Here is a 21,551-nt window from a genome sequence, read left to right as displayed (position 1 = left end):
GGTAACATCAAAAGTCTTTTATGCGGGAGTAGCTCAGTTGGTAGAGCGGCAGCCTTCCAAGCTGCAGGTCGCGGGTTCGAACCTCGTCTCCCGCTCAGTGCAACGAAATGGTGCGGTTGTGAACTGTGCGGCAATCGTTGTAGCTTTGCAAAACAAAATAAGCCGTTTTAGCTCAGTGGTAGAGCACTTCCTTGGTAAGGAAGAGGTCATGGGTTCAAATCCCATAAATGGCTCAGAATTACGAGTGCCACACAATAATTTCTTGAGTGGATCTGTCAGACTAGTAAAGCGACGTGCAATCCTTATTTAAACGGAGCTGCGTTTCGCTTTCTTGCAGTATAGCTTAGTCACGTTTTTCCGCCCTCCCCTTTACTTTAGTTCTTTTTAAACTCATTACAATGGCCAAAGAAAATTTTGATCGTTCCAAGCCGCACGTGAACATCGGTACGATCGGGCACGTCGACCACGGCAAAACCACCCTGACCGCTGCTATCACTATGGTACTGGCGAACAAAGGTTTGGCCGCCAAGCGTGACTTCTCGTCGATTGACAACGCTCCTGAAGAGAAAGAGCGTGGTATCACGATCAACACGTCGCACGTTGAATATGCTACCGAAAACCGTCACTACGCTCACGTTGACTGCCCTGGTCACGCTGACTATGTGAAGAACATGGTAACGGGTGCTGCTCAGATGGACGGCGCTATCCTGGTAGTGGCTGCAACTGACGGCCCAATGCCCCAGACTCGTGAGCATATCCTGCTCGCTCGTCAGGTAGGTGTACCTCAGCTCGTTGTGTTCATGAACAAAGTGGACATGGTGGACGATCCAGAACTGCTCGAGTTGGTAGAAATGGAAATCCGCGAGCTGCTCTCTTTCTATGACTTCGACGGCGACAACATTCCAGTTATCCAGGGCTCTGCTCTAGGTGGCTTGAACGGTGATGCTAACTGGGTGCCTAAGATCGAGGAACTGATGGACGCTGTTGACAGCTTCATTCCAATTCCTGCTCGTCTGACCGACCTGCCCTTCCTAATGCCTGTAGAGGACGTATTCTCTATCACGGGCCGTGGTACAGTTGCAACTGGCCGTATCGAGCGTGGTATCATCAACTCGGGTGAGCAGGTTGACATCTTGGGTATGGGCGCTGCTCCTGGCCTGAAGTCGACTGTAACTGGTGTTGAGATGTTCCGCAAGATTCTTGACCGTGGTGAAGCTGGTGACAACGTAGGTCTGTTGCTCCGTGGTATTGAAAAAGAAGCCATCCGTCGTGGTATGGTTATCTGCAAGCCAGGTTCAGTAACTCCTCACCAGAAATTCAAGGCCGAAGTTTACGTTCTCTCGAAAGAGGAAGGTGGCCGTCACACGCCATTCTTCAACAACTATCGTCCGCAGTTCTACCTGCGTACCACCGACGTTACTGGTATCATCACTCTAGGCGAAGGCGTAGAAATGGTAATGCCTGGTGACAACGTTACTATCACTGTTGAACTGATCAACAAGGTAGCAATGGAAAAAGGCTTGCGTTTCGCTATCCGCGAAGGTGGTCGTACGGTAGGTGCCGGTCAGGTGACTGAGATCCTCGACTAGTTTTCTGCTAAAACAATACAATCCGCCTCCGATTTTTTTCGGGGGCGGATTTGTTTTGTATTAGTAGTTCAGTACATTTGCAGTCCCAATCCCACAGATAGTGGTAATGGGGTCACATACACGAGTGTAGTTCAAGGGTAGAATAGAGGTCTCCAAAACCTTTGATGGGAGTTCGAATCTCTCCACTCGTGCTCTAGGAAAAGGGTCTAACCCATTTTCGAGCAATCAAAAGCCAGCCAATAGGCGACGCACAATGAGTAAGCTAACTAAATACTTCCGCGACACTACTGAGGAGATGCGTTACAAAGTAACGTGGCCTTCTTTTGAAGAGCTTCAGAAAAGTGCCGGCTTGGTACTTATCGGTTCGTTGGTTTTCGCTGCTGTTGTGGGCCTAATGGACGTGATTTTCAAAACCGGTCTGGAGGCGTTCTACAACTCCTTCCGTTAATCGGTCTACAGATGGGAGAGTTGAAGTGGTACGTAGTTCGCTCGGTAAGCGGACAAGAGAAAAAGGCTAAGACCTATCTCGAAACTGAAATCGGCCGGCATGGCCTTTCAGACCTCATGCCTCAAGTACTGATTCCAGCGGAAAAAGTATATGAGATGCGTAACGGCAAGAAGAGAGTGCGCGAGCGTAATTTCTTTCCTGGTTACATCTTAATTCATGCTGATTTGTCGCATGGTGAGGTTGATCACATTATTACAAGCACCCCTGGCATCTTAGGCTTCTTGAGCGATAAAGAAGGTAAAACAGCCAATACGAAACCAGTGCCACTTCGGCTAGCTGAAGTGAATCGCATCCTTGGTATCGTAGATGAGACGGAAGAAGAAGCCGCAACGCTAGAAACTCCTTTCGTAGTAGGTGAGCTAGTTAAAGTAGTTGATGGGGCCTTTAGTGGCTTCTCTGGGAATGTGTCGGAGGTGTTTGAGGAGCGTAAGAAACTCAACGTAATTGTCAAAATATTCGGCCGTAGTACTCCAATGGAGTTGAGCTACACACAGGTTGAAAAAGAGTCATAGGTGAGAATTCAGATTGAGAGCTTAGAACTCGGACTTGTAAACTGTCTGAGTTGTAAGCTCTCAACTCTAAGTTCCATGTCAGAAAAACGTCGTCGGTTATCGACTCCGGACCGGCGGAGCTTCCACTCGGAGTTATTACAAAACTGAGGATGATGCGGGTTACGTCGCAGAGTCTAAAGCCTTACAAACCAAATGGCCAAGGAAATTAGAGGTTATCTGAAGCTTCAGATAAAGGGAGGTGCCGCGAATCCCGCGCCGCCGGTTGGACCTGCACTTGGTAGCAAAGGCCTTAACATCATGGAATTCTGCAAGCAGTTTAATGCGCGCACCCAAGATAAGGCCGGCCAAGTTTGTCCTGTACTCATCACTATGTACACCGACAAGTCGTTCGACTTCGTTGTAAAAACTCCTCCGGTACCAGTTCTCCTTATGGAGGCTGCTAAGCTCCAGAGCGGTTCGAAGGAGCCTAATCGTAATAAGGTTGGTTCTGTGTCGTGGGACCAGGTGCGCACCATCGCTGAGACGAAGATGCCAGACCTGAACGCTTTCAAAGTGGAGTCGGCAATGTTGCAGGTGGCCGGTACGGCTCGCAGCATGGGCATCACTGTGTCGGGCACTTCTCCTTTCACTAAATAATTAACGAAAGAGAAGACATGGCACAAGTAAGCAAAAAACGCAAGGAAGCCCTTGCTAAGCATGATCTGACGCAAGTTCGTAATCTGGTTGAAGCTGCTAAAGTGGTAAAGGATATTACCTATACCAAGTTTGATGCTTCAGTCGATATCGACGTTCGTCTAGGTGTTGATCCTCGTAAAGCCGACCAGATGGTGCGTGGTGTAGCCACATTGCCCCATGGTACTGGCAAAACTGTACGCGTACTAGCTCTCGTGACCCCTGATAAGGAAGCCGAAGCTACTGCAGCTGGTGCTGACTACGTTGGTCTTGACGATTATATCTCGAAAATCGAGAAAGGCTGGACTGACATTGACGTTATCATCACGATGCCATCTGTAATGGCTAAGGTTGGTCGTTTGGGTCGGGTTCTTGGTCCACGTGGTCTGATGCCAAACCCAAAGTCAGGCACGGTAACTACGGACGTAGCTAAAGCAGTGCAAGAAGTGAAAGCTGGTAAAATTGACTTCAAAGTTGATAAGACTGGAATCATTCACTGCTCTGTTGGCAAAGTGTCTTTTGACGAGCAGAAGCTCGCTGAAAACGCCATTGAAGTAATTCAGACGCTGACGCGTTTGAAGCCTTCTTCGTCTAAGGGTACATACATCAAGAGCATTACGCTCTCGAGCACGATGAGCCCAGCCGTTCCGGTTGACACGCAAGTAACTTCCGCTTAAGTAAACCAACACGACGATATGAACCGGGAAGAAAAACAAGCCCTAGTCGACGAGTTGAGCGAGAAGTTTCAATCGCACAACGCGTTCTACATTGCCGATGCTTCGGGAATGTCGGTGGCGAAAATCAACGAATTCCGTCGCCTGTGCTTCAACCGTGGGTTAGAGTATAAGGTGTACAAGAATACTTTCATCCGCAAGGCGCTTGACACTTTAGGTGGCGACACAGTCGAGATGGATGCTGCATTGGCTGGTCAGTCGGGAGTACTGTTCTCGAAAGAGTCAGGCTCGGCACCCGCTAAGCTGTTGAAGGATTTCTATAAGGCTCAGAATTACGGCAAAAATGCTGTTACTAAGCCTGTTTTGAAAGGTGCTTACATCGATGCTAGCATTTATGTAGGGGCCGATCAATTAGACACTCTCAGCACGATTAAAGGCAAGCAAGAGCTTATCGGTGATATCATCGGCTTGCTGCAATCACCTGCCAAGAATGTTATCTCTGCTCTGTCGAGCGGTGGCAACAAACTGGCTGGTATCCTCAAAACGCTTTCCGAAAAAGAAGAGGTTGCAGGCTAACCGCTGCTCATCTTTTTCACGCATACAATTCAAAAGTTCAACAACCCCTTTTTTAACAATCTACAGAAATGGCAGATTTGAAAGCATTCGCCGAGCAGCTCGTTAGCCTGACGGTAAAAGAAGTAAACGAGTTGGCTACTATCCTGAAGGACGAGTATGGCATCGAGCCTGCTGCTGCTGCTCCCGTAGCTGCTGCTGGTGGTGGCGCTGCTGCTGCTGAGGCTCCAGAAGAGAAAACTTCGTTTGACGTAATATTGAAAGCTGCCGGTGGCGCTAAGCTGGCTGTTGTGAAGCTGGTAAAAGACCTAACCGGTCTTGGCTTGAAAGAAGCTAAAGAACTAGTTGACGGTGCTCCTAAGCCTTTGAAAGAGGGTGTAACCAAAGACGAAGCTGAGTCGCTGAAGAAGCAGCTAGAAGAAGCTGGTGCTGAAGTAGAGGTTAAGTAATTACTCTGCAACGCCGCTTTTAACCAATAAATAAGGGGAGGCCTGGCAACTAAGCCAGGTCTTTTCCTGTTTGTAGGCAACAAACTATACTGAAGTTCGTTTGCACGCCGCTTTGCGGCTTTTTGTGCCTACGGACCCTGATGCGTGAAGTTCTGCTTCGCGCTTCTGTGTATCGGCTAATGCAGGCCTTCAGGCTGCTTGCTGATAATTTGTCACCAATTCATTTGGTGAGTCAGTGCTTTCCCAGTGTCATTTCTTAACCCCACATACATTGGCTACACCGAACGCACAAACTGCATTGCAGAAGCTGCAGGCCGCTGACGAGCGGATCAATTTTGCCAAGATTAAAAAGGTTATCGAGTATCCGGATTTCCTAGACGTGCAGGTTCGCTCGTTTATGGACTTCTTCCAATTGGAGACGGCTGCCGAAAACCGCACCGATGAGGGGCTTTTCAAGGTATTCGCCGAGAACTTTCCAATTTCGGACTCGCGTGAAAACTTTGTCTTGACCTTTATCGACTATCACGTAGATCCTCCGAAATATTCGGTGGATGAGTGTATTGATCGTGGCTTGACGTATTCAGTGCCGTTGAAAGCAAAGTTGCGCCTAGTCTGCAATGACACGGACAACGAAGATTTCGAGACTATCGAGCAGGAAGTGTTTTTGGGAAATATCCCCTACATGACCGAAAAGGGCTCATTCGTTATCAACGGGGCTGAGCGTGTTATCGTATCACAGTTGCACCGTTCGCCAGGTGTGTTCTTTGCGCAAAGCAAGCACACCAACGGCACAAAGCTGTATTCAGCCCGTATTATTCCGTTCAAAGGTTCGTGGATTGAATTCGCCACGGACGTGAACAACGTGATGTACGCTTACATCGACCGGAAAAAGAAGTTTCCGGTTACTACGCTGCTCCGCGCCATCGGTTACGGAACCGATAAAGACATTCTAGATTTGTTCGGGCTGTCGGAAGAGGTGAAGGCCGACCGCAAGAACCTGAAGCGCGCCGTAGGCCGTAAGCTAGCTGCCCGGGTACTGCGCACTTGGACGGAAGACTTCGTGGATGAGGATACCGGTGAAGTGGTGTCTATCGACCGGAACGAAGTGTTGTTGGAGCGTGACTCGACTATTCAGGAAGACGACATTGAAACGATTCTCAATGCAGGCCCTAAGTCGGTGATTCTGCACAAGGAGAACGTGAACATCGCGGACTTCGCTATCATATACAACACGCTGCAGAAGGATAACTCCAACTCGGAGAAAGAAGCCGTTGAGCAGATTTATCGTCAACTCCGGAACACGGAGGCTCCCGACGAAGAAACTGCCCGCGACATTATCCAGAAGCTATTCTTCTCGGACAAGCGCTACGACCTCGGTGATGTAGGCCGCTACCGTATCAACAAGAAGCTTGGCATCGACATGAGCCAGGAGGCTCGGGTATTGACCAACCAGGACATCGTTTTGATTGTGAAGTATCTGATCGGTCTGATCAACTCGAAGGCTATTGTCGACGACATTGACCACTTGAGCAACCGTCGGGTACGCACGGTAGGGGAGCAGTTGTACGCTCAGTTTGGCGTAGGTCTGGCCCGTATGGCGCGTACTATCAAGGAGCGCATGAACGTGCGTGACAACGAGGATTTCAAGCCAGTTGATCTGATCAATGCCCGTACTCTGTCGAGCGTTATCAACTCGTTCTTCGGCACCAACCAGTTGTCGCAGTTCATGGACCAAACCAATCCGTTGGCTGAGGTGACGCACAAGCGTCGCGTATCGGCACTCGGGCCAGGAGGTCTGTCGCGCGAACGGGCCGGTTTCGAAGTACGTGATGTTCACTACACGCACTACGGCCGTCTGTGCACCATCGAAACGCCGGAAGGACCGAACATCGGTCTGATTTCGTCGCTTTGCGTGCATGCTCGTGTTAATTCGATGGGCTTCATTGAGACACCTTACCGCAACGTAGAAGGTGGTAAAGTAGACGTTAGCTCGAATGTAAAATACCTGACAGCTGAGGAAGAAGACACCCACCACATTGCGCAGGCTAACGCCCGTATCGATGAGGAAGGAAACTTTACGAACGAACTTGTAAAAGGTCGTTTTGAAGGTGACTTCCCGGTAGTAGGTCCTTCGGAGTACAGCTACATGGACGTAGCCCCCAACCAGATTGTATCGGTTGCTGCTTCGCTGATTCCTTTCTTGGAACACGATGACGCTAACCGCGCCCTGATGGGTTCGAACATGCAGCGCCAGGCAGTTCCGCTGTTGAAGGCTGAGGCTCCAATTGTGGGCACCGGTTTGGAAGGCCGCGTAGCCAGTGATTCTCGTACTCTGGTAGTAGCAGAAGGTGACGGCGTAATCGACTACGTTGATGCTAACCGCATCGTGGTACGTTACGACCTGACAGAGGACGATATTCTTGTAAGCTTCGATGCTGAGAAGATTTCGTATGACCTCATCAAGTTCCGCCGTACCAACCAAGATACTTGTATCAACCTAACGCCGCTGGTGAAGACTGGTGAGCGGGTAGTGAAAGGTCAGGTACTCTGCGAAGGTTACGGCACCAACAAAGGTGAACTAGCCCTCGGCCGTAACATGCAGGTGGCGTTCATGCCATGGCAGGGTTACAACTTCGAGGATGCCATTGTCATCTCGGAGAAAGTAGTGCGCGACGATATCTTCACTTCGATTCACATCGAAGAGTTCGAGTTGGAAGTGCGCGAAACCAAGCGTGGTGAAGAAGAACTGACTTCGGAGATTCCGAACGTGAGCGAAGAGGCTGTCCGCAACCTCGACGACAACGGTATTATCCGTTTGGGTGCTGAAGTGAAAGAAGGCGACATTCTGATCGGTAAAATCACGCCTAAGGGCGAGACGGACCCGACCCCGGAAGAGAAGCTGCTCCGTGCCATCTTTGGTGACAAAGCCGGCGACGTGAAGGATGCTTCGCTTAAGGCGCCGCCATCCTTGAACGGTGTTGTTATCGGCACCAAGCTATTCTCGCGTCCTAAGAAAGACAAAAACCTCCGGGCTAAGTCGAAGAAGGAAGTGGAAGAGTTGAAGGATGCCTACGCAAAGGAGTTGCGTGCAGTGAAAGCCGTAATGGTTGATAAGCTGGTGCAGTTGCTGGAAGGCAAAACCTCGCAAGGGGTGAAGCACAAGTTCGGCGACGAAATCCTAGCGAAGGGTGCCAAATTCGGGAAGAAGAACATTGCGGATGCACTGTTCCCTGAGAAGAACCCTTATAAGGATGAGAGCAACTATGCTGTTCCAGAGGAAGTGAACATGTTCAAGGACCTAGTTCTTGAAGGATGGACTGCTGATGCTCGCGTAAACACGATGGTGACGCAGTTGGTGAAGAACTACGCTAAGCGTCGTAACACCATCACGGCCCGCTTCAAGCGTGACCGGTTTACGTTGGAAGTAGGTGATGAACTGCCAGCAGGCATCGTGCAACTAGCTAAAGTATATATCGCCAAGAAGCGCAAGCTGAAGGTGGGTGATAAAATGGCTGGTCGTCACGGTAACAAAGGGGTGGTAGCCCGCATCGTGCGCGATGAGGACATGCCGTTCCTGCCAGATGGTACGCCAATGGATATCGTGCTCAACCCGCTTGGTGTACCAAGCCGTATGAACATCGGTCAGATCTACGAGACGGTATTGGGCTGGGCCGGCCTCAAGTTGGGTCGCACCTATGCTACCCCAATTTTCGACGGTGCTACCGAAGAGGAAGTATCAAAGGAATTGACGGAAGCTGGTTTGCCACACTTCGGTCGTGCTTACCTACACGACGGTCTGACTGGTCAGCGTTTCGACCAGCCGGTGACGGTTGGTGTGATTTACATGCTGAAGTTGGGTCACCTTGTTGATGATAAGATGCACGCTCGTTCTATTGGTCCGTACTCGCTCATCACGCAGCAGCCGCTGGGTGGTAAGGCGCAGTTCGGTGGCCAGCGCTTCGGCGAGATGGAAGTATGGGCGCTTGAGGCGTTTGGTGCTTCCAACGTACTCCAGGAAATCTTGACTGTGAAGTCGGACGACGTGGTAGGCCGTGCTAAAGCGTACGAAGCCATTGTAAAAGGTGACGTATTGCCCAAGCCAAATATCCCCGAGTCATTCAACGTACTCATTCATGAGCTACGTGGTCTGGCTTTGGAAATCACATTAGAGTAACGCTTGTTGTTAGGTAGCTGTCGGTGCTTCGGTGCTGACAGCTACCTATTCAATAAACAAAGTCTGCGGTCGGAATAGCTGATTGCAGTTGCTGCCAGAGCCGTTCCGAGATAGGTCAGAACGGCGAGAATTTCTGGAAGCATCTGGCCGTAGCGAGGTTTGCATTTATTGAGAGACAAACCATAGTATTGTCAAGACCTAGTAAAACCTGCTGTACGACGTACCTATCCGGTCTGCAGAGCACTTTTATTAGAGTCGAACTGTTTTGGTTTTTCGGACTCTTCTTAAGAAGAGCCAATCATCCACAATAGCCTACAAAGCCAACAGCTAACAGCTTCTCTACATGGCGTTTGCAAAAAACAAAAAACTGGTACAGGACTTCTCGAAAGTCACAATCTCACTAGCTTCGCCCGAATCCATACTGGAGCGGTCGAATGGAGAGGTGGTGAAGCCTGAGACGATCAACTACCGGACGTACAAGCCCGAAATGGGTGGCTTGTTCTGCGAGCGGATTTTCGGTCCTGTAAAGGACTGGGAATGCCACTGCGGCAAATACAAGCGCATCCGTTACAAAGGCATCATCTGCGACCGTTGCGGCGTGGAGGTGACTGAGAAAAAAGTGCGTCGGGAGCGGATGGGCCACATTGAGTTGGTGGTACCCGTTGCCCACATCTGGTACTTCAAGTCCTTGCCTAATAAAATCGGCTACTTGCTAGGCTTGCCTACCAAGAAACTGGACCAGATTATCTATTATGAGCGCTACGTAGTAGTGCAGCCGGGTGTGCTTGCTGAAGAAGGCGTGCAGCAACTCGACTTCCTCACCGAAGACGAGTACCTCGACATCATCGATAAACTCCCCCGGGAGAACCAGATGTTGCCGAATGAGGACCCGAATAAATTCATTGCCCGTATGGGCGCCGATGCGCTGCAACTCCTATTGGACCGTATCAACCTCGATGAACTTTCTTACTCACTACGTGACTCTGCTGCGCACGAGACCTCGCAGCAGCGTAAGGCTGAAGCGTTGAAGCGTCTACGTGTAGTAGAAGCTTTCCGCGACGCCGCTACCCGTATCGAGAACAAGCCCGAGTGGATGGTAATTCGCATGGTACCGGTAATTCCGCCGGAACTGCGCCCCCTCGTGCCATTGGATGGTGGCCGTTTCGCCACTTCCGACTTGAATGACTTGTACCGCCGCGTAATCATCCGCAACAACCGCCTCAAGCGTCTGATCGAAATCAAGGCTCCTGAAGTAATTCTGCGGAACGAAAAGCGTATGCTGCAGGAAGCAGTAGATTCTCTGTTCGACAACTCGCGTAAGGTGAATGCCGTGCGTGCAGAAGGCAACCGTGCGTTGAAGTCGCTGTCTGATATGCTGAAAGGCAAGCAGGGCCGCTTCCGTCAGAACTTGCTTGGTAAGCGTGTTGACTACTCTGGTCGTTCGGTTATTGTAGTAGGCCCTGAGTTGAAACTGCACGAGTGCGGTCTGCCCAAGAACATGGCTGCTGAGCTGTTCAAGCCGTTCATCATCCGTAAGCTTATTGAGCGCGGCATTGTGAAGACGGTAAAATCAGCAAAGAAGATCGTAGACCGCAAGGATGCTGTGGTGTGGGACATCCTGGAGAACGTGTTGAAGGGCCACCCAGTTCTGTTGAACCGTGCTCCTACCTTGCACCGCTTGGGTATCCAGGCGTTCCAGCCTCGTCTCATTGAGGGTAAAGCTATTCAGTTGCACCCATTAGTGTGTACTGCTTTCAACGCTGACTTTGACGGTGACCAAATGGCTGTGCACGTTCCACTCGGACCGGCCGCTATTCTGGAAGCCTCCATGCTCATGTTGGCGTCGCACAACATCCTGAACCCAGCCAACGGCGCACCGATTGCGGTACCGTCGCAGGACATGGTTCTGGGTCTATACTACGTAACTAAAGGCAAGCGCAGCACCGCTGACGAGAGCATTCAAGGCGAAGGCCGCATGTTCTACTCGGATGAGGAAGTTGTAATTGCTCTTAATGAAGGCCAGCTGTCAAAGCACGCCTACATCAAGGTGCGCACGTTGGTTCGCGACGAAAACGACAACCTCGTAACCAAGGTCATTGAGACCGTAGCTGGCCGCGTGCTCTTCAACCAGCTCGTACCAACGGAAGTAGGTTTCGTAGATGAATTGCTGACTAAGAAAAAGCTTCAGCAAATCATTTCGATGGTGTTCAAGCGGACTGGCATGGCTCGCACCGCACAGTTCCTCGATGACATCAAGACGCTGGGTTTCCAGTCGGCTTACAAAGGTGGTCTGTCGATGGGCTTGGGCGACATCAACATCCCGAAAGAGAAAGATGCCCTGGTTCTGCAAGCGCAGAACGACGTGAAGGCCGTTACTCAGAACTACCAGATGGGTCTGATTACCGACAACGAGCGTTACAACCAGGTTATTGATATCTGGACCCGCATCAACAACCAAATCACTGAAACCCTCATGGGCCGTCTTGAGAAAGAGGACCAGGGCTTCAACTCGATTTATATGATGATGCACTCCGGTGCCCGCGGTTCGCGCGAGCAGATTCGTCAGCTCGGCGGTATGCGGGGTCTGATGGCCAAGCCACAGAAATCGTTGCAGGGTTCGGTAGGTGAGATTATTGAAAACCCGATTCTGTCTAACTTCAAAGAAGGTCTAGACGTTATCGAGTACTTCATCTCGACCCACGGTGCTCGTAAAGGTCTTGCCGATACGGCATTGAAAACGGCTGACGCCGGCTATCTAACTCGTCGTCTGGTGGACGTATCGCAGGACGTTATCGTGAATGAAAACGACTGTGGTACCCTACGCGGCATCGAGACCTTCGCTTTGAAGGATAACGAAGATGTAGTAGAGCCCCTGTCAGAGCGTATCCTTGGCCGTGTAGCTGTGCACGATGTGGTTGACCCGTTGACAGACGAAGTTATTCTGCCTGCCGGTGAGGAAATCGTAGAAGACATCACGCGTCGTATAGATAACGCTGGTATCGAGTCGGTGGAAATCCGTTCGGTACTGACTTGCGAATCTAAGCGTGGTATCTGCGCCAAATGCTACGGCCGTAACCTGTCGTCGGGCCGCATGGTCCAGAAAGGTGAAGCTGTTGGAGTAATTGCTGCTCAATCTATCGGTGAGCCTGGTACCCAGTTGACGTTGCGTACGTTCCACGTAGGCGGTACAGCCTCTAACATTGCTGTAGAAGCTAGCATCAAGGCGAAGTTTGCTGGGGTTGTCGAGTTCGAAGATATCCGCACTGTGGACTCTGTTAACGGCGAAGGCGAAACCGCAACCGTTGTGATGGGTCGCTCGGGCGAGGTACGTATCGTTGAGAAGGGTACTGGCAAAGTGTTTATCTCCAACCACGTTCCATACGGCTCGTTCCTGCTTGTGCAGGAAGGACAGGAAGTGGAGAAGGGTGCTGAGCTTTGCAACTGGGACCCTTACAACGCCGTCATCTTGGCTGAGTTCGATGGTACTGTTCAATACGACGCCATCACGGAAGGTATCACCTACCGTGAAGAGTCGGATGAGCAGACTGGTCACCGTGAGAAAGTGATCATCGAATCGAAGGCCAAGGACCAGAACCCATCCATCATCGTTCGTCCTGGTAAAAAAGGTGAAGAGGAAGGACAGCGTGGTTACAGCATTCCAGTAGGTTCGCACTTGAACGTAGAGAACGGTCAGAAAATCAAGGCTGGTTACATCCTTGCCAAGATTCCACGTGCCGTAGGCAAAACCCGCGACATTACTGGTGGTCTGCCCCGCGTAACGGAGCTTTTCGAAGCACGTAACCCGTCGAACCCGGCTGTTGTGTCGGAAATCGACGGTGTGGTAACGTATGGTACTGTGAAGCGTGGTAACCGTGAAATCTTCGTGGAGTCGAAAGACGGCGTCAAGAAGAAGTACATGGTGCCGCTGTCCAAGCATATCCTCGTGCAGGACAACGACTTCATCCGGGCTGGTATGCCGCTCTCCGACGGGGCCATCACGCCATCCGACATCCTGAGCATTCAGGGTCCGGGCGCAGTGCAGGAATACCTCGTGAACGAGATTCAGGAAGTATACCGCTTGCAGGGTGTGAAAATCAACGATAAGCACATCGAGGTGGTAGTTCGCCAGATGATGCAGAAAGTTGTGATTCTGGATGCCGGTGACACGTCGTTCCTCGAAAACCAGGTAATCGACAAGATTATCTTCATGGAGGAGAACGACACCATCATCGACATGAAAGTGGTTACCAACGCCGGCGATTCGCCGAACCTGAAGCCTGGCCAGATTGTGAGTGCCCGTCGCCTACGTGACGAAAACTCCAGCTTGCGCCGCCGCGACCTGCAATTGGTAGAAGTACGCGATGCTCAGCCTTCCGTATCTCGCCCAACCTTGCAAGGTATCACGCAGGCTTCGCTGGGTACTCAGTCGTTCATCTCGGCCGCATCCTTCCAGGAAACGACCAAGGTACTGTCGGAAGCTGCCATCCGTGGCAAAGCTGACGAACTGCTGGGCCTGAAAGAGAACGTAATCGTTGGTCACCTCATTCCGGCCGGTACCGGTCTGCGCGAGTACACTCGCCAGATTGTTGGCTCGAAGGAGGAAATGGAAGCTCAACAGTCGGCCAAAGCCGAGGACACTGTGGCTCCTACGAAACGTTCGGCTCGCGCTTCACGTCGCGAATCGGTGCAGGACTAGTCCTGAGTTAAATGTAGAGAAGCCGGCCGGAGTAATTCGGCCGGCTTTTTCTTTATTAGCAGCTTTAATAAAAACAACCGGTACACCCACGGCCTTTATTCTACCCCACATGAACCAACCCCAGCAACCCGATCCAAACGCTTCGCAAGACCCGAATGCCATCAACATCGAGCTTTCTGAAGAAATAGCGGAAGGTGAATATGCCAACCTCGCCATGATTGCGCATAGCAGCAGCGAGTTTGTAGTTGACTTTATTCGCCTGATGCCTGGCTTGCCCAAAGCCAAAGTGAAGGCGCGCATTGTTATCACGCCTGAACACGCGAAGCGGCTGCATGCTGCACTCGGCGAAAACATCGAGCGGTATGAGCAATCGTTTGGCCCTATCAAAGCCCAACAGGATGTTCCAAACTATCCAATGGGATTCGGCGGGAAGATGGGAGAGGCGTAACCTCAGCGAAATACTTCCATAATTGAAACGCTCCTGAACATGTTCAGGAGCGTTTTCTTTGATAATAGACAGCTGAATTCTAGAGGAAAGGAGTTGGTAAAACGAGTGAGCATAGAGAGGTAGCTTTCTCTAAAATTAACTATTTCAACACGTTTGCTATTCTAACCCAACTTCTATACCTTTGCAAGCCTAATTTTTTGGGAGAGAACCCTCCTTGACAAAACACACAATAAATGCCTACCATCAATCAGTTAGTACGGAAAGGCCGCGAGAAGCTGACGACGAAGTCGAAGTCGCCGGCTCTTGATTCGTGCCCGCAGCGCCGTGGCGTTTGCACCCGCGTATACACCACCACGCCTAAGAAGCCGAACTCGGCTATGCGTAAAGTAGCTCGTGTGCGCCTCACCAATGGCAAAGAAGTCAACGCCTATATCCCAGGCGAAGGCCACAACCTGCAGGAGCACAGCATCGTGCTGATTCGTGGTGGCCGCGTGAAAGACTTGCCCGGTGTACGTTACCACATCATCCGTGGTGCTCTGGATACTGCCGGTGTAAACGGTCGTACCCAGCGTCGCTCGAAGTACGGCGCTAAGCGTCCGAAGCCAGGTCAACCAGCCGCAGCAGCAGGCAAAGGCGGCAAACCAGGAGCTAAGAAGAAGTAATCGAAACCGAGTGAGGTAGGCGAAGTGCTGGATAGCACATGGTTCTTATCCCACTTCCCCTTGCCTCAACTCATTTCTATACCCATGAGAAAGTCAAAACCAAAGAAGCGCATCCTCCTGCCCGACCCTAAATACAAGGAGACGCTAGTAACCCGTTTCGTCAACTACATGATGTACGACGGGAAGAAAAACCTGGCTTACACCATTTTCTATGATGCTTGCGACCTAGTGGAGCAGCGCACCAAAGAGAGTGGCGTTGAAATGTGGCGTAAGGCACTCAACAACGTAATGCCGACTGTAGAAGTAAAGAGCCGCCGCGTAGGTGGTGCTACCTTCCAAGTTCCAATCGAAGTTCGTCCTGACCGTCGTATTTCGGTAGGTGCCAAGTGGTTGATTCAATACGCTCGTCGTCGTGGTGAGAAAACCATGAAAGACAAGCTGGCTGGCGAAATTATCGCTGCTGCTAAGGGTGAAGGTGCTGCTGTCAAGAAGAAAGACGACACGCACCGGATGGCTGAGGCCAACAAAGCCTTCTCGCACTTCCGCTTCTAAAAAAATGAGTGATTGAGTGAATGAGTGATTGAGTTTTATGGTTAACACCGCAAACTCGACAATCACTTATTCACTCATTCTCTCATTCACTCATATAAAGAGACATGGCTGTTAACAAAGACCTGCAATACCTCCGCAACATTGGGATTATGGCGCACATCGACGCCGGTAAGACCACAACCTCGGAGCGCATTCTTTACTATACTGGTAAGACCCACAAAATCGGGGAAGTGCACGAAGGTGCTGCCACGATGGACTGGATGGAGCAGGAGCAGGAGCGTGGTATCACCATCACGTCGGCTGCTACTACTACATTCTGGAATTATCCTACCAACGAGCAAGGTGACCCAACTGCGGACACCAAGCAATATAAAATCAACCTGATTGACACTCCTGGCCACGTTGACTTCACTGTAGAAGTTGAACGCTCGCTGCGGGTGCTCGACGGTGCCGTTGCTTTGTTCTGCGCTGTATCTGGTGTAGAGCCGCAGTCGGAGACTGTATGGCGTCAGGCTGACAAGTACAAAGTGCCCCGCATTTGCTTCGTCAACAAGATGGACCGCGCTGGTGCTGACTTTTTCAAAGCCGTTAACGAAATCAAGGAGAAACTAGGTGCCAACCCAGTGCCTCTGCAAATTCCAATCGGAGCCGAGGATACCTTCAAAGGTGTTGTTGACTTGCTGACTGGCAAGGCTATCGTATGGGATGATGCCACGCAAGGCAAATCGTACCATGAGATTCCGGTTCCCGAGGATCTGGTTGACACCGTTGCTGAATGGCGTCAGAAGCTTGTAGAAAGCGTTGCTGAATACGACGAAGTTCTGCTAGAGAAATTCTTTGACGATCCAGACAGCATCACGCGTGAGGAAATGATGGTTGTTATCCGCAAAGCGGTTATCGACATGAAGTTCTCGCCCGTAATGTGCGGTTCGGCCTTCAAGAACAAAGGTGTTCAGTCGATGCTTGATGGTGTAATGGCCTATTTGCCTTCGCCTCTCGATATGCCTGCTATCATCGGTACTAACCCCGACAGCGGCGAGGAAATCGAGCGTCACCCTGACAACGATGAGCCTTTTACTGCGCTGGCATTTAAGATTGCTACTGACCCTTTCGTAGGTCGTTTGTGCTTCTTCCGCTGCTACAGCGGGGTGCTGGATGCTGGTTCATACGTGTTCAACAACCGCACTGGCAAGAAAGAGCGTATCTCGCGTTTGATGCAGATGCACTCCAACAAGCAGAACCCTATCGACAAGATCCAAGCTGGTGATATTGCTGCCGGTGTGGGTTTCAAAGATATCAAGACGGGTGATACGCTAACCGATGAGAAGTCGCGCATCGTGCTTGAGTCGATGTCGTTCCCTGAGCCTGTTATCGGCTACGCCATTGAGCCTAAAACTCAGGCTGACGTTGATAAGATGGGTATGGCGATTGCCAAACTTGTGGAAGAAGATCCTACCCTCGTGGTACAGACTGACCCTGAGACAGGCCAGACTGTACTGAAAGGTATGGGTGAGCTTCACCTCGAAATCATCATCGACCGTATGCGTCGTGAATTCAAGGTGGAAATCAACCAAGGTGCTCCAATGGTTGCTTACAAGGAAGTTCTCACCAAAACGGTTGAACACCGTGAGACTTACAAGAAGCAGACTGGTGGTCGTGGTAAGTTCGGTGACATCGTATTCGAACTCGGTCCGAAACTGGTTGATCCAGAGAAGCCAGGCTTGGAGTTTGTGAACGACATCACTGGTGGTGTTATCCCTCGCGAATTCATTGCACCAGTTCAGAAAGGCTTCGAAGAAGCTATGAAGAATGGTCCGTTGGCAGGCTTCCCAATTGAAGCTATGCGTGTTCGTCTGTTCTTTGGTTCCTACCACGATGTTGACTCGGACGCTCTGTCGTTCGAACTCGCAGCTCGCGGTGGATTCCGTGAGGCAGGTAAGAAAGCTGGTCCGAAATTGCTCGAGCCTATCATGGCTGTAGAAGTAGTTTCGCCAGACGAGTACACCGGTCCAGTAACGGGTGACTTGAACCGTCGTCGCGGTATCATGAAAGGCATGGACACCAAAGGTGGTGCTCAGGTTATCAAGGCTGACGTTCCACTGTCGGAATTGTTCGGCTATGTGACTTCGCTACGTACGATTTCTTCAGGTCGTGCTTCGGCTTCCTTGACTTTTTCGCACTACGATCAGGTGCCGCAAAACTTGGCTGACGCCATCATCGCTAAGCAAAAGGGTAACGCTATCCGCTAATCCGCTTTCACAAACAAGACATGAACCAGAAAATTCGCATCAAACTCAAATCCTACGACCACAACTTGGTGGACAAATCGTCGGAGAAGATTGTGAAGGCGGTGAAGGCTACGGGCGCTATCGTAAGCGGCCCCATTCCATTGCCGACCGACAAAGAGAAATTCACTGTTCTCCGTTCCCCCCACGTGAACAAGAAGTCGCGTGAGCAATTCCAGCTCTGCACATACAAGCGTCTGGTTGACATCTACTCGACTTCGTCGAAGACGGTAGATGCACTGATGAAGCTTGAGTTGCCAAGCGGCGTTGACGTTGAAATCAAAGTCTGAGGACTGAGTTTGTCGACTAATTAGGTAATACCCTACTGACTTTCGAGTTGGTAGGGTATTTTCTTTTACAAGCCGGGAATGAATACTTCTTAAGGCTGGTTGGAAAAACCCAATTAGTTGGCACTAACAGGCTCATGACAAAGCATAAGTTTAGAGCTAAAGTCGTGACAGTGAAAATATTTAAGAATGACGTTGTTAATTCTCGTAACAATTTCCTAGCTTTGCACTCCCATTACGAAAACGCCACTCAGGCGTTTTCTTCTGCGTCTTTTACTAAACAAAAACAGAATGCCTGGCATCATCGGTAAAAAGATCGGTATGACAAGCCTCTTCACTCCGGACGGGAAAAACATCCCTTGCACGCTCATCGAAGCGGGTCCGTGCGTAGTGACGCAGGTTAAGACTACTGAGAAGGACGGCTACACGGCTATCCAGCTCGGGTACGGCGAGAAAAAAGCAAAGAACACCACCAAAGCATTGGCTGGTCACTTCGCAAAAGCCGGTACTACCCCCAAGAAAAAATTAGTTGAATTTCGCCTCGATGCAGAGTCTACGTATGCTGCTGGTGCTGAAATCAACGCTTCCCTCTTCGAGGAAGGTGAATTTGTTGACGTAGTAGGCACCTCGAAAGGCAAAGGCTTTCAAGGTGTTGTTAAGCGTTACAACTTCGCTGGTGTAGGCGGCCAGACCCACGGTCAGCACAACCGTTTACGTCACCCTGGTTCTATCGGTGCCTGCTCGTGGCCTTCGCGCGTATTCAAAGGAATGCGCATGGGTGGCCGCATGGGTAACGACCGGGTGAAAGTGCAGAACCTGAAGGTGATGCGCGTGGTAGCCGACAAGAACCTCATCCTGGTGAGCGGTTCGATTCCCGGTGCCAAGAACTCTTTCGTGGTCCTGGAAAAATAACCTTGAAGATGGAACTGTCAGTATATAACATCAAGGGTGAAGACACCGGTCGCAAGGTAACGCTGCCGGAAGCCGTATTCGGCTTGGAGCCCAACGAGCACGTGATGTATCTCGACGTGAAGCAATACTTGGCCAATCAGCGCCAGGGTACGCACAAGTCGAAGCAGCGCAATGAAGTGCACGGTACTACCAAGAAGCTGAAGAAGCAAAAAGGCACCGGTGGTGCTCGGGCCGGCAGCATGAAGTCGCCAGTGTTCATCGGTGGCGGCCGTGTATTCGGTCCTGAGCCCCGTGACTACGGCTTCAAGCTCAACAAAAAAACCAAGCGTCTTGCTCGTCTATCGGCTCTTTCGAGCTTGGCTAAAGACGGCAAAGTAGCCCTCGTGGAAAACATCACGCTGTCGGCTCCTAAGACCAAAGACTTCCTCAGCATCCTAAACGGCCTCAAGCTGAACAACGGCAAGAAAACGTTGCTAGTGACTGGCGAAGTAGACAAGAACGTAGTTCTGTCGGCTCGTAACATTCAGCGCGTAACCGTGGCTACGCCCGTTGCCCTGAACACACACGATCTGCTGAACACGGACACGCTGCTGCTGTCAGAGGACGGCCTGAAGTCGCTTGAACAACTTTATACCGTCGCTGAGTAATGAGCACACTGAAGAAACCAATCGTGACCGAGAAGGCCACGGGCCTGAATGAAAAAGGTCAGTACGTTTTCGAAGTAGAGCGTACTGCGAACAAGGTTCAGATCAAGAAAGACATCGAGCAGTTCTACGGCGTAACGGTTGTTGGCATCAGCACCATGCGTACGAACGGCAAGATCAAATCTAAGTTCACGAAGGGTGGGTCCATCTCGGGCCGTCGCGCCCACGGCAAGAAAGCCGTCGTGACCGTGAAAGAAGGCGACGTTATCGACTTCTACAACGGCATCTAGCCTTCGCCTTTCTGCAAAAGAAAATTCCTTAAGCAAGAGTAATGGCACTCAAACAACTAAGACCAACATCACCGGGTCAGCGCTTCCGTATCGCCCCGACGTTCGACGAGATTACGACGTCGACGCCGGAGAAGTCGCTGTTGGCACCCATGAAAAACTCCGGTGGCCGCAACAACTCTGGTAAAATGTCGAACCGCTACATCGGCGGTGGACACAAAGCAAAGTATCGTATCGTGGACTTCAAGCGTGACAAGGCCAGCGTGCCTGCTACCGTGAAGACCATCGAGTACGATCCAAACCGCACGGCTCGTATCGCCTTGCTTCAGTACGCCGATGGCGAAAAGCGCTATATCATTGCGCCTGCTGGTGTTGAAGTAGGTCGCACGGTTGTATCGGGTTCAGGTGTTGCTCCGGAAGTAGGCAACGCATTGCCACTCCGCGAAATCCCACTCGGTACTATTGTTCACAACATCGAGCTGATGCCCGGTGCTGGTGCAGCAATGGCCCGCTCGGCTGGCACATATGCTCAGCTTGTAGCCCGCGAAGACAAGTACGCCACTTTGAAATTGCCTTCTGGTGAGATGCGCATGGTTCTCGTAACCTGCATGGCTACCGTTGGTACCGTATCGAATGGTGACCACATGAACGTACGTCTCGGCAAAGCCGGTCGTAACCGTTGGTTAGGTCGTCGTCCGCGCGTTCGTGGTGTTGCAATGAACCCTGTTGACCACCCAATGGGTGGTGGTGAAGGTAAATCGTCGGGTGGTCACCCACGTAGCCGTAACGGTATCTTCGCTAAAGGTCAGAAGACCCGCAACAAGAATAAGTACTCAGAGCAGCTCATCGTTAATCGCAAAGGCAAGAAATAACCAATGGCACGTTCACTAAAAAAAGGGCCGTACATTGATTTTCGGCTCGAGAAAAAAGTAACGACGATGGAAGAGTCGGGCAAGAAGGCCGTCATCAAGACTTGGTCGCGCCGCTCGATGATCTCTCCAGACTTCGTTAGCCACACCTTCGCGGTGCACAATGGCAATAAATTCATCCCGGTATACGTGACCGAAAACATGGTCGGTCATAAGCTCGGCGAGTTCGCTCCAACGCGCAACTTCCGTGGCCACGTAGCCAAGAAAGATAAAGGCAAACGCTAAGATGGAAGCAAGAGCTAAACTAAGTAATGTTCCTACCTCGCCGCGCAAGATGCGCTTGGTAGCCGACATGGTACGTGGTCAGAAAGTGACCCGCGCCTTGGGCTTGCTGAAATTCGAAGCCAACTCAGGTGCCGAGCGTATCGAGAAACTGTTGCTTTCGGCTTTGGCCAACTGGCAGCAGAAAAACGAAGACGAGCGCATCGAGGATGCCAATCTCTATATCAAGGAGATTTTCGTGGACGAAGGACGTCAGTTGAAGCGTCTGCGCCCTGCTCCTCAGGGTCGTGGTCACCGCATCCGCAAGCGTAGCAACCACGTCACTCTTGTGATTGACGCAAAAGTTGAGCGCATTGGGAGCAAAGCAGCTATTGAAGCTGTTGCTGCTACAACTACTGAAGGCAAAGCCACGAAAACTCGTCGTAGCTCAGCCAAGAAATCCACTGAAACTACGGCTCAAGCCTCCGCATAAGCAC

At 51.0% G+C, this 21,551-nt stretch carries 20 protein-coding genes and 3 tRNA genes; all 23 read left to right on the top strand.

Features of this window, described 5'->3' with window-relative positions:
• Window positions 1–22: 22 nt before the first annotated feature.
• The 23 genes from MTX78_RS19565 to rplV all read left to right on the top strand — a co-directional run bounded on the left by MTX78_RS19565 (window position 23) and on the right by rplV (window position 21,547).
• Window positions 23–95, top strand: a tRNA-Gly gene (locus MTX78_RS19565).
• A 66-nt stretch (window positions 96–161) separates the two neighbouring features.
• Window positions 162–233: transfer RNA gene (locus MTX78_RS19560), tRNA-Thr, on the top strand.
• A 165-nt stretch (window positions 234–398) separates the two neighbouring features.
• Complete coding sequence (gene tuf / locus MTX78_RS19555) at window positions 399–1,589, top strand: elongation factor Tu (protein WP_243797598.1); 1,191 nt, start codon at window positions 399–401, stop codon at window positions 1,587–1,589.
• 120 nt (window positions 1,590–1,709) lie between these two features.
• Window positions 1,710–1,780: transfer RNA gene (locus MTX78_RS19550), tRNA-Trp, on the top strand.
• A 62-nt stretch (window positions 1,781–1,842) separates the two neighbouring features.
• Window positions 1,843–2,037 carry a preprotein translocase subunit SecE gene (gene secE, locus MTX78_RS19545; RefSeq protein ID WP_022822111.1) on the top strand — a complete coding sequence of 65 codons (195 nt, stop codon included), beginning with the start codon at window positions 1,843–1,845 and terminating at the stop codon, window positions 2,035–2,037.
• An 11-nt stretch (window positions 2,038–2,048) separates the two neighbouring features.
• Window positions 2,049–2,609, top strand: a complete 561-nt coding sequence (nusG, locus tag MTX78_RS19540; protein ID WP_243797596.1) for a transcription termination/antitermination protein NusG — start codon at window positions 2,049–2,051, stop codon at window positions 2,607–2,609.
• Between the two features lie 192 nt (window positions 2,610–2,801).
• Window positions 2,802–3,245: a 50S ribosomal protein L11 gene (gene rplK / locus MTX78_RS19535; RefSeq protein WP_243797595.1), complete on the top strand. Its 444-nt coding sequence runs from the start codon at window positions 2,802–2,804 to the stop codon at window positions 3,243–3,245.
• A 17-nt stretch (window positions 3,246–3,262) separates the two neighbouring features.
• Complete coding sequence (gene rplA, locus MTX78_RS19530; RefSeq protein WP_022822114.1) at window positions 3,263–3,958, top strand: 50S ribosomal protein L1; 696 nt, start codon at window positions 3,263–3,265, stop codon at window positions 3,956–3,958.
• 18 nt (window positions 3,959–3,976) lie between these two features.
• Window positions 3,977–4,531 carry a 50S ribosomal protein L10 gene (gene rplJ / locus MTX78_RS19525; RefSeq protein ID WP_243797593.1) on the top strand — a complete coding sequence of 185 codons (555 nt, stop codon included), beginning with the start codon at window positions 3,977–3,979 and terminating at the stop codon, window positions 4,529–4,531.
• 68 nt (window positions 4,532–4,599) lie between these two features.
• Window positions 4,600–4,977 carry a 50S ribosomal protein L7/L12 gene (gene rplL / locus MTX78_RS19520; RefSeq protein ID WP_243797592.1) on the top strand — a complete coding sequence of 126 codons (378 nt, stop codon included), beginning with the start codon at window positions 4,600–4,602 and terminating at the stop codon, window positions 4,975–4,977.
• A gap of 271 nt (window positions 4,978–5,248) precedes the next feature.
• Complete coding sequence (gene rpoB, locus MTX78_RS19515; protein ID WP_394805597.1) at window positions 5,249–9,151, top strand: DNA-directed RNA polymerase subunit beta; 3,903 nt, start codon at window positions 5,249–5,251, stop codon at window positions 9,149–9,151.
• Window positions 9,152–9,494: 343 nt separating this feature from the next.
• A complete protein-coding gene (gene rpoC, locus MTX78_RS19510; RefSeq protein WP_243797590.1) occupies window positions 9,495–13,847 on the top strand; it encodes a DNA-directed RNA polymerase subunit beta' in 4,353 nt (1,450 codons plus the stop codon).
• A gap of 109 nt (window positions 13,848–13,956) precedes the next feature.
• Window positions 13,957–14,295 (top strand): DUF3467 domain-containing protein, encoded by a 339-nt coding sequence (locus MTX78_RS19505; protein WP_243797588.1) that lies wholly within the window; start codon window positions 13,957–13,959, stop codon window positions 14,293–14,295.
• Window positions 14,296–14,528: 233 nt separating this feature from the next.
• On the top strand, window positions 14,529–14,957 hold the full coding sequence (gene rpsL / locus MTX78_RS19500) for a 30S ribosomal protein S12 (RefSeq protein ID WP_022822120.1): 429 nt from the start codon (window positions 14,529–14,531) through the stop codon (window positions 14,955–14,957).
• Window positions 14,958–15,041: 84 nt separating this feature from the next.
• Entirely contained in the window at window positions 15,042–15,509 is a 468-nt protein-coding gene (gene rpsG / locus MTX78_RS19495; protein ID WP_206981605.1) for a 30S ribosomal protein S7, read from the top strand.
• A gap of 104 nt (window positions 15,510–15,613) precedes the next feature.
• Window positions 15,614–17,758 carry an elongation factor G gene (fusA, locus tag MTX78_RS19490; protein WP_243797586.1) on the top strand — a complete coding sequence of 715 codons (2,145 nt, stop codon included), beginning with the start codon at window positions 15,614–15,616 and terminating at the stop codon, window positions 17,756–17,758.
• A gap of 20 nt (window positions 17,759–17,778) precedes the next feature.
• Complete coding sequence (gene rpsJ, locus MTX78_RS19485) at window positions 17,779–18,084, top strand: 30S ribosomal protein S10 (protein ID WP_022822123.1); 306 nt, start codon at window positions 17,779–17,781, stop codon at window positions 18,082–18,084.
• 288 nt (window positions 18,085–18,372) lie between these two features.
• On the top strand, window positions 18,373–18,993 hold the full coding sequence (gene rplC / locus MTX78_RS19480) for a 50S ribosomal protein L3 (RefSeq protein ID WP_022822124.1): 621 nt from the start codon (window positions 18,373–18,375) through the stop codon (window positions 18,991–18,993).
• A gap of 8 nt (window positions 18,994–19,001) precedes the next feature.
• A complete protein-coding gene (gene rplD / locus MTX78_RS19475) occupies window positions 19,002–19,640 on the top strand; it encodes a 50S ribosomal protein L4 (protein WP_022822125.1) in 639 nt (212 codons plus the stop codon).
• Window positions 19,640–19,927: a 50S ribosomal protein L23 gene (gene rplW / locus MTX78_RS19470; RefSeq protein WP_022822126.1), complete on the top strand. Its 288-nt coding sequence runs from the start codon at window positions 19,640–19,642 to the stop codon at window positions 19,925–19,927. The genes rplD and rplW overlap by 1 nt, the downstream gene beginning before the upstream one ends.
• Window positions 19,928–19,968: 41 nt before the next feature.
• Window positions 19,969–20,796: a 50S ribosomal protein L2 gene (rplB, locus tag MTX78_RS19465; protein ID WP_022822127.1), complete on the top strand. Its 828-nt coding sequence runs from the start codon at window positions 19,969–19,971 to the stop codon at window positions 20,794–20,796.
• Window positions 20,797–20,799: 3 nt separating this feature from the next.
• Window positions 20,800–21,078: a 30S ribosomal protein S19 gene (gene rpsS / locus MTX78_RS19460; RefSeq protein ID WP_022822128.1), complete on the top strand. Its 279-nt coding sequence runs from the start codon at window positions 20,800–20,802 to the stop codon at window positions 21,076–21,078.
• A gap of 1 nt (window position 21,079) precedes the next feature.
• Window positions 21,080–21,547, top strand: coding sequence for a 50S ribosomal protein L22 (gene rplV, locus MTX78_RS19455; protein ID WP_022822129.1), 468 nt, complete (start codon window positions 21,080–21,082; stop codon window positions 21,545–21,547).
• Window positions 21,548–21,551: the final 4 nt, after the last annotated feature.

Source organism: Hymenobacter tibetensis (assembly GCF_022827545.1).
Taxonomy (GTDB): domain Bacteria; phylum Bacteroidota; class Bacteroidia; order Cytophagales; family Hymenobacteraceae; genus Hymenobacter; species Hymenobacter tibetensis.
The sequence above is the reverse complement of the archived record's forward strand: the minus strand, read 5'-3'. Positions and strand labels throughout refer to the sequence as shown.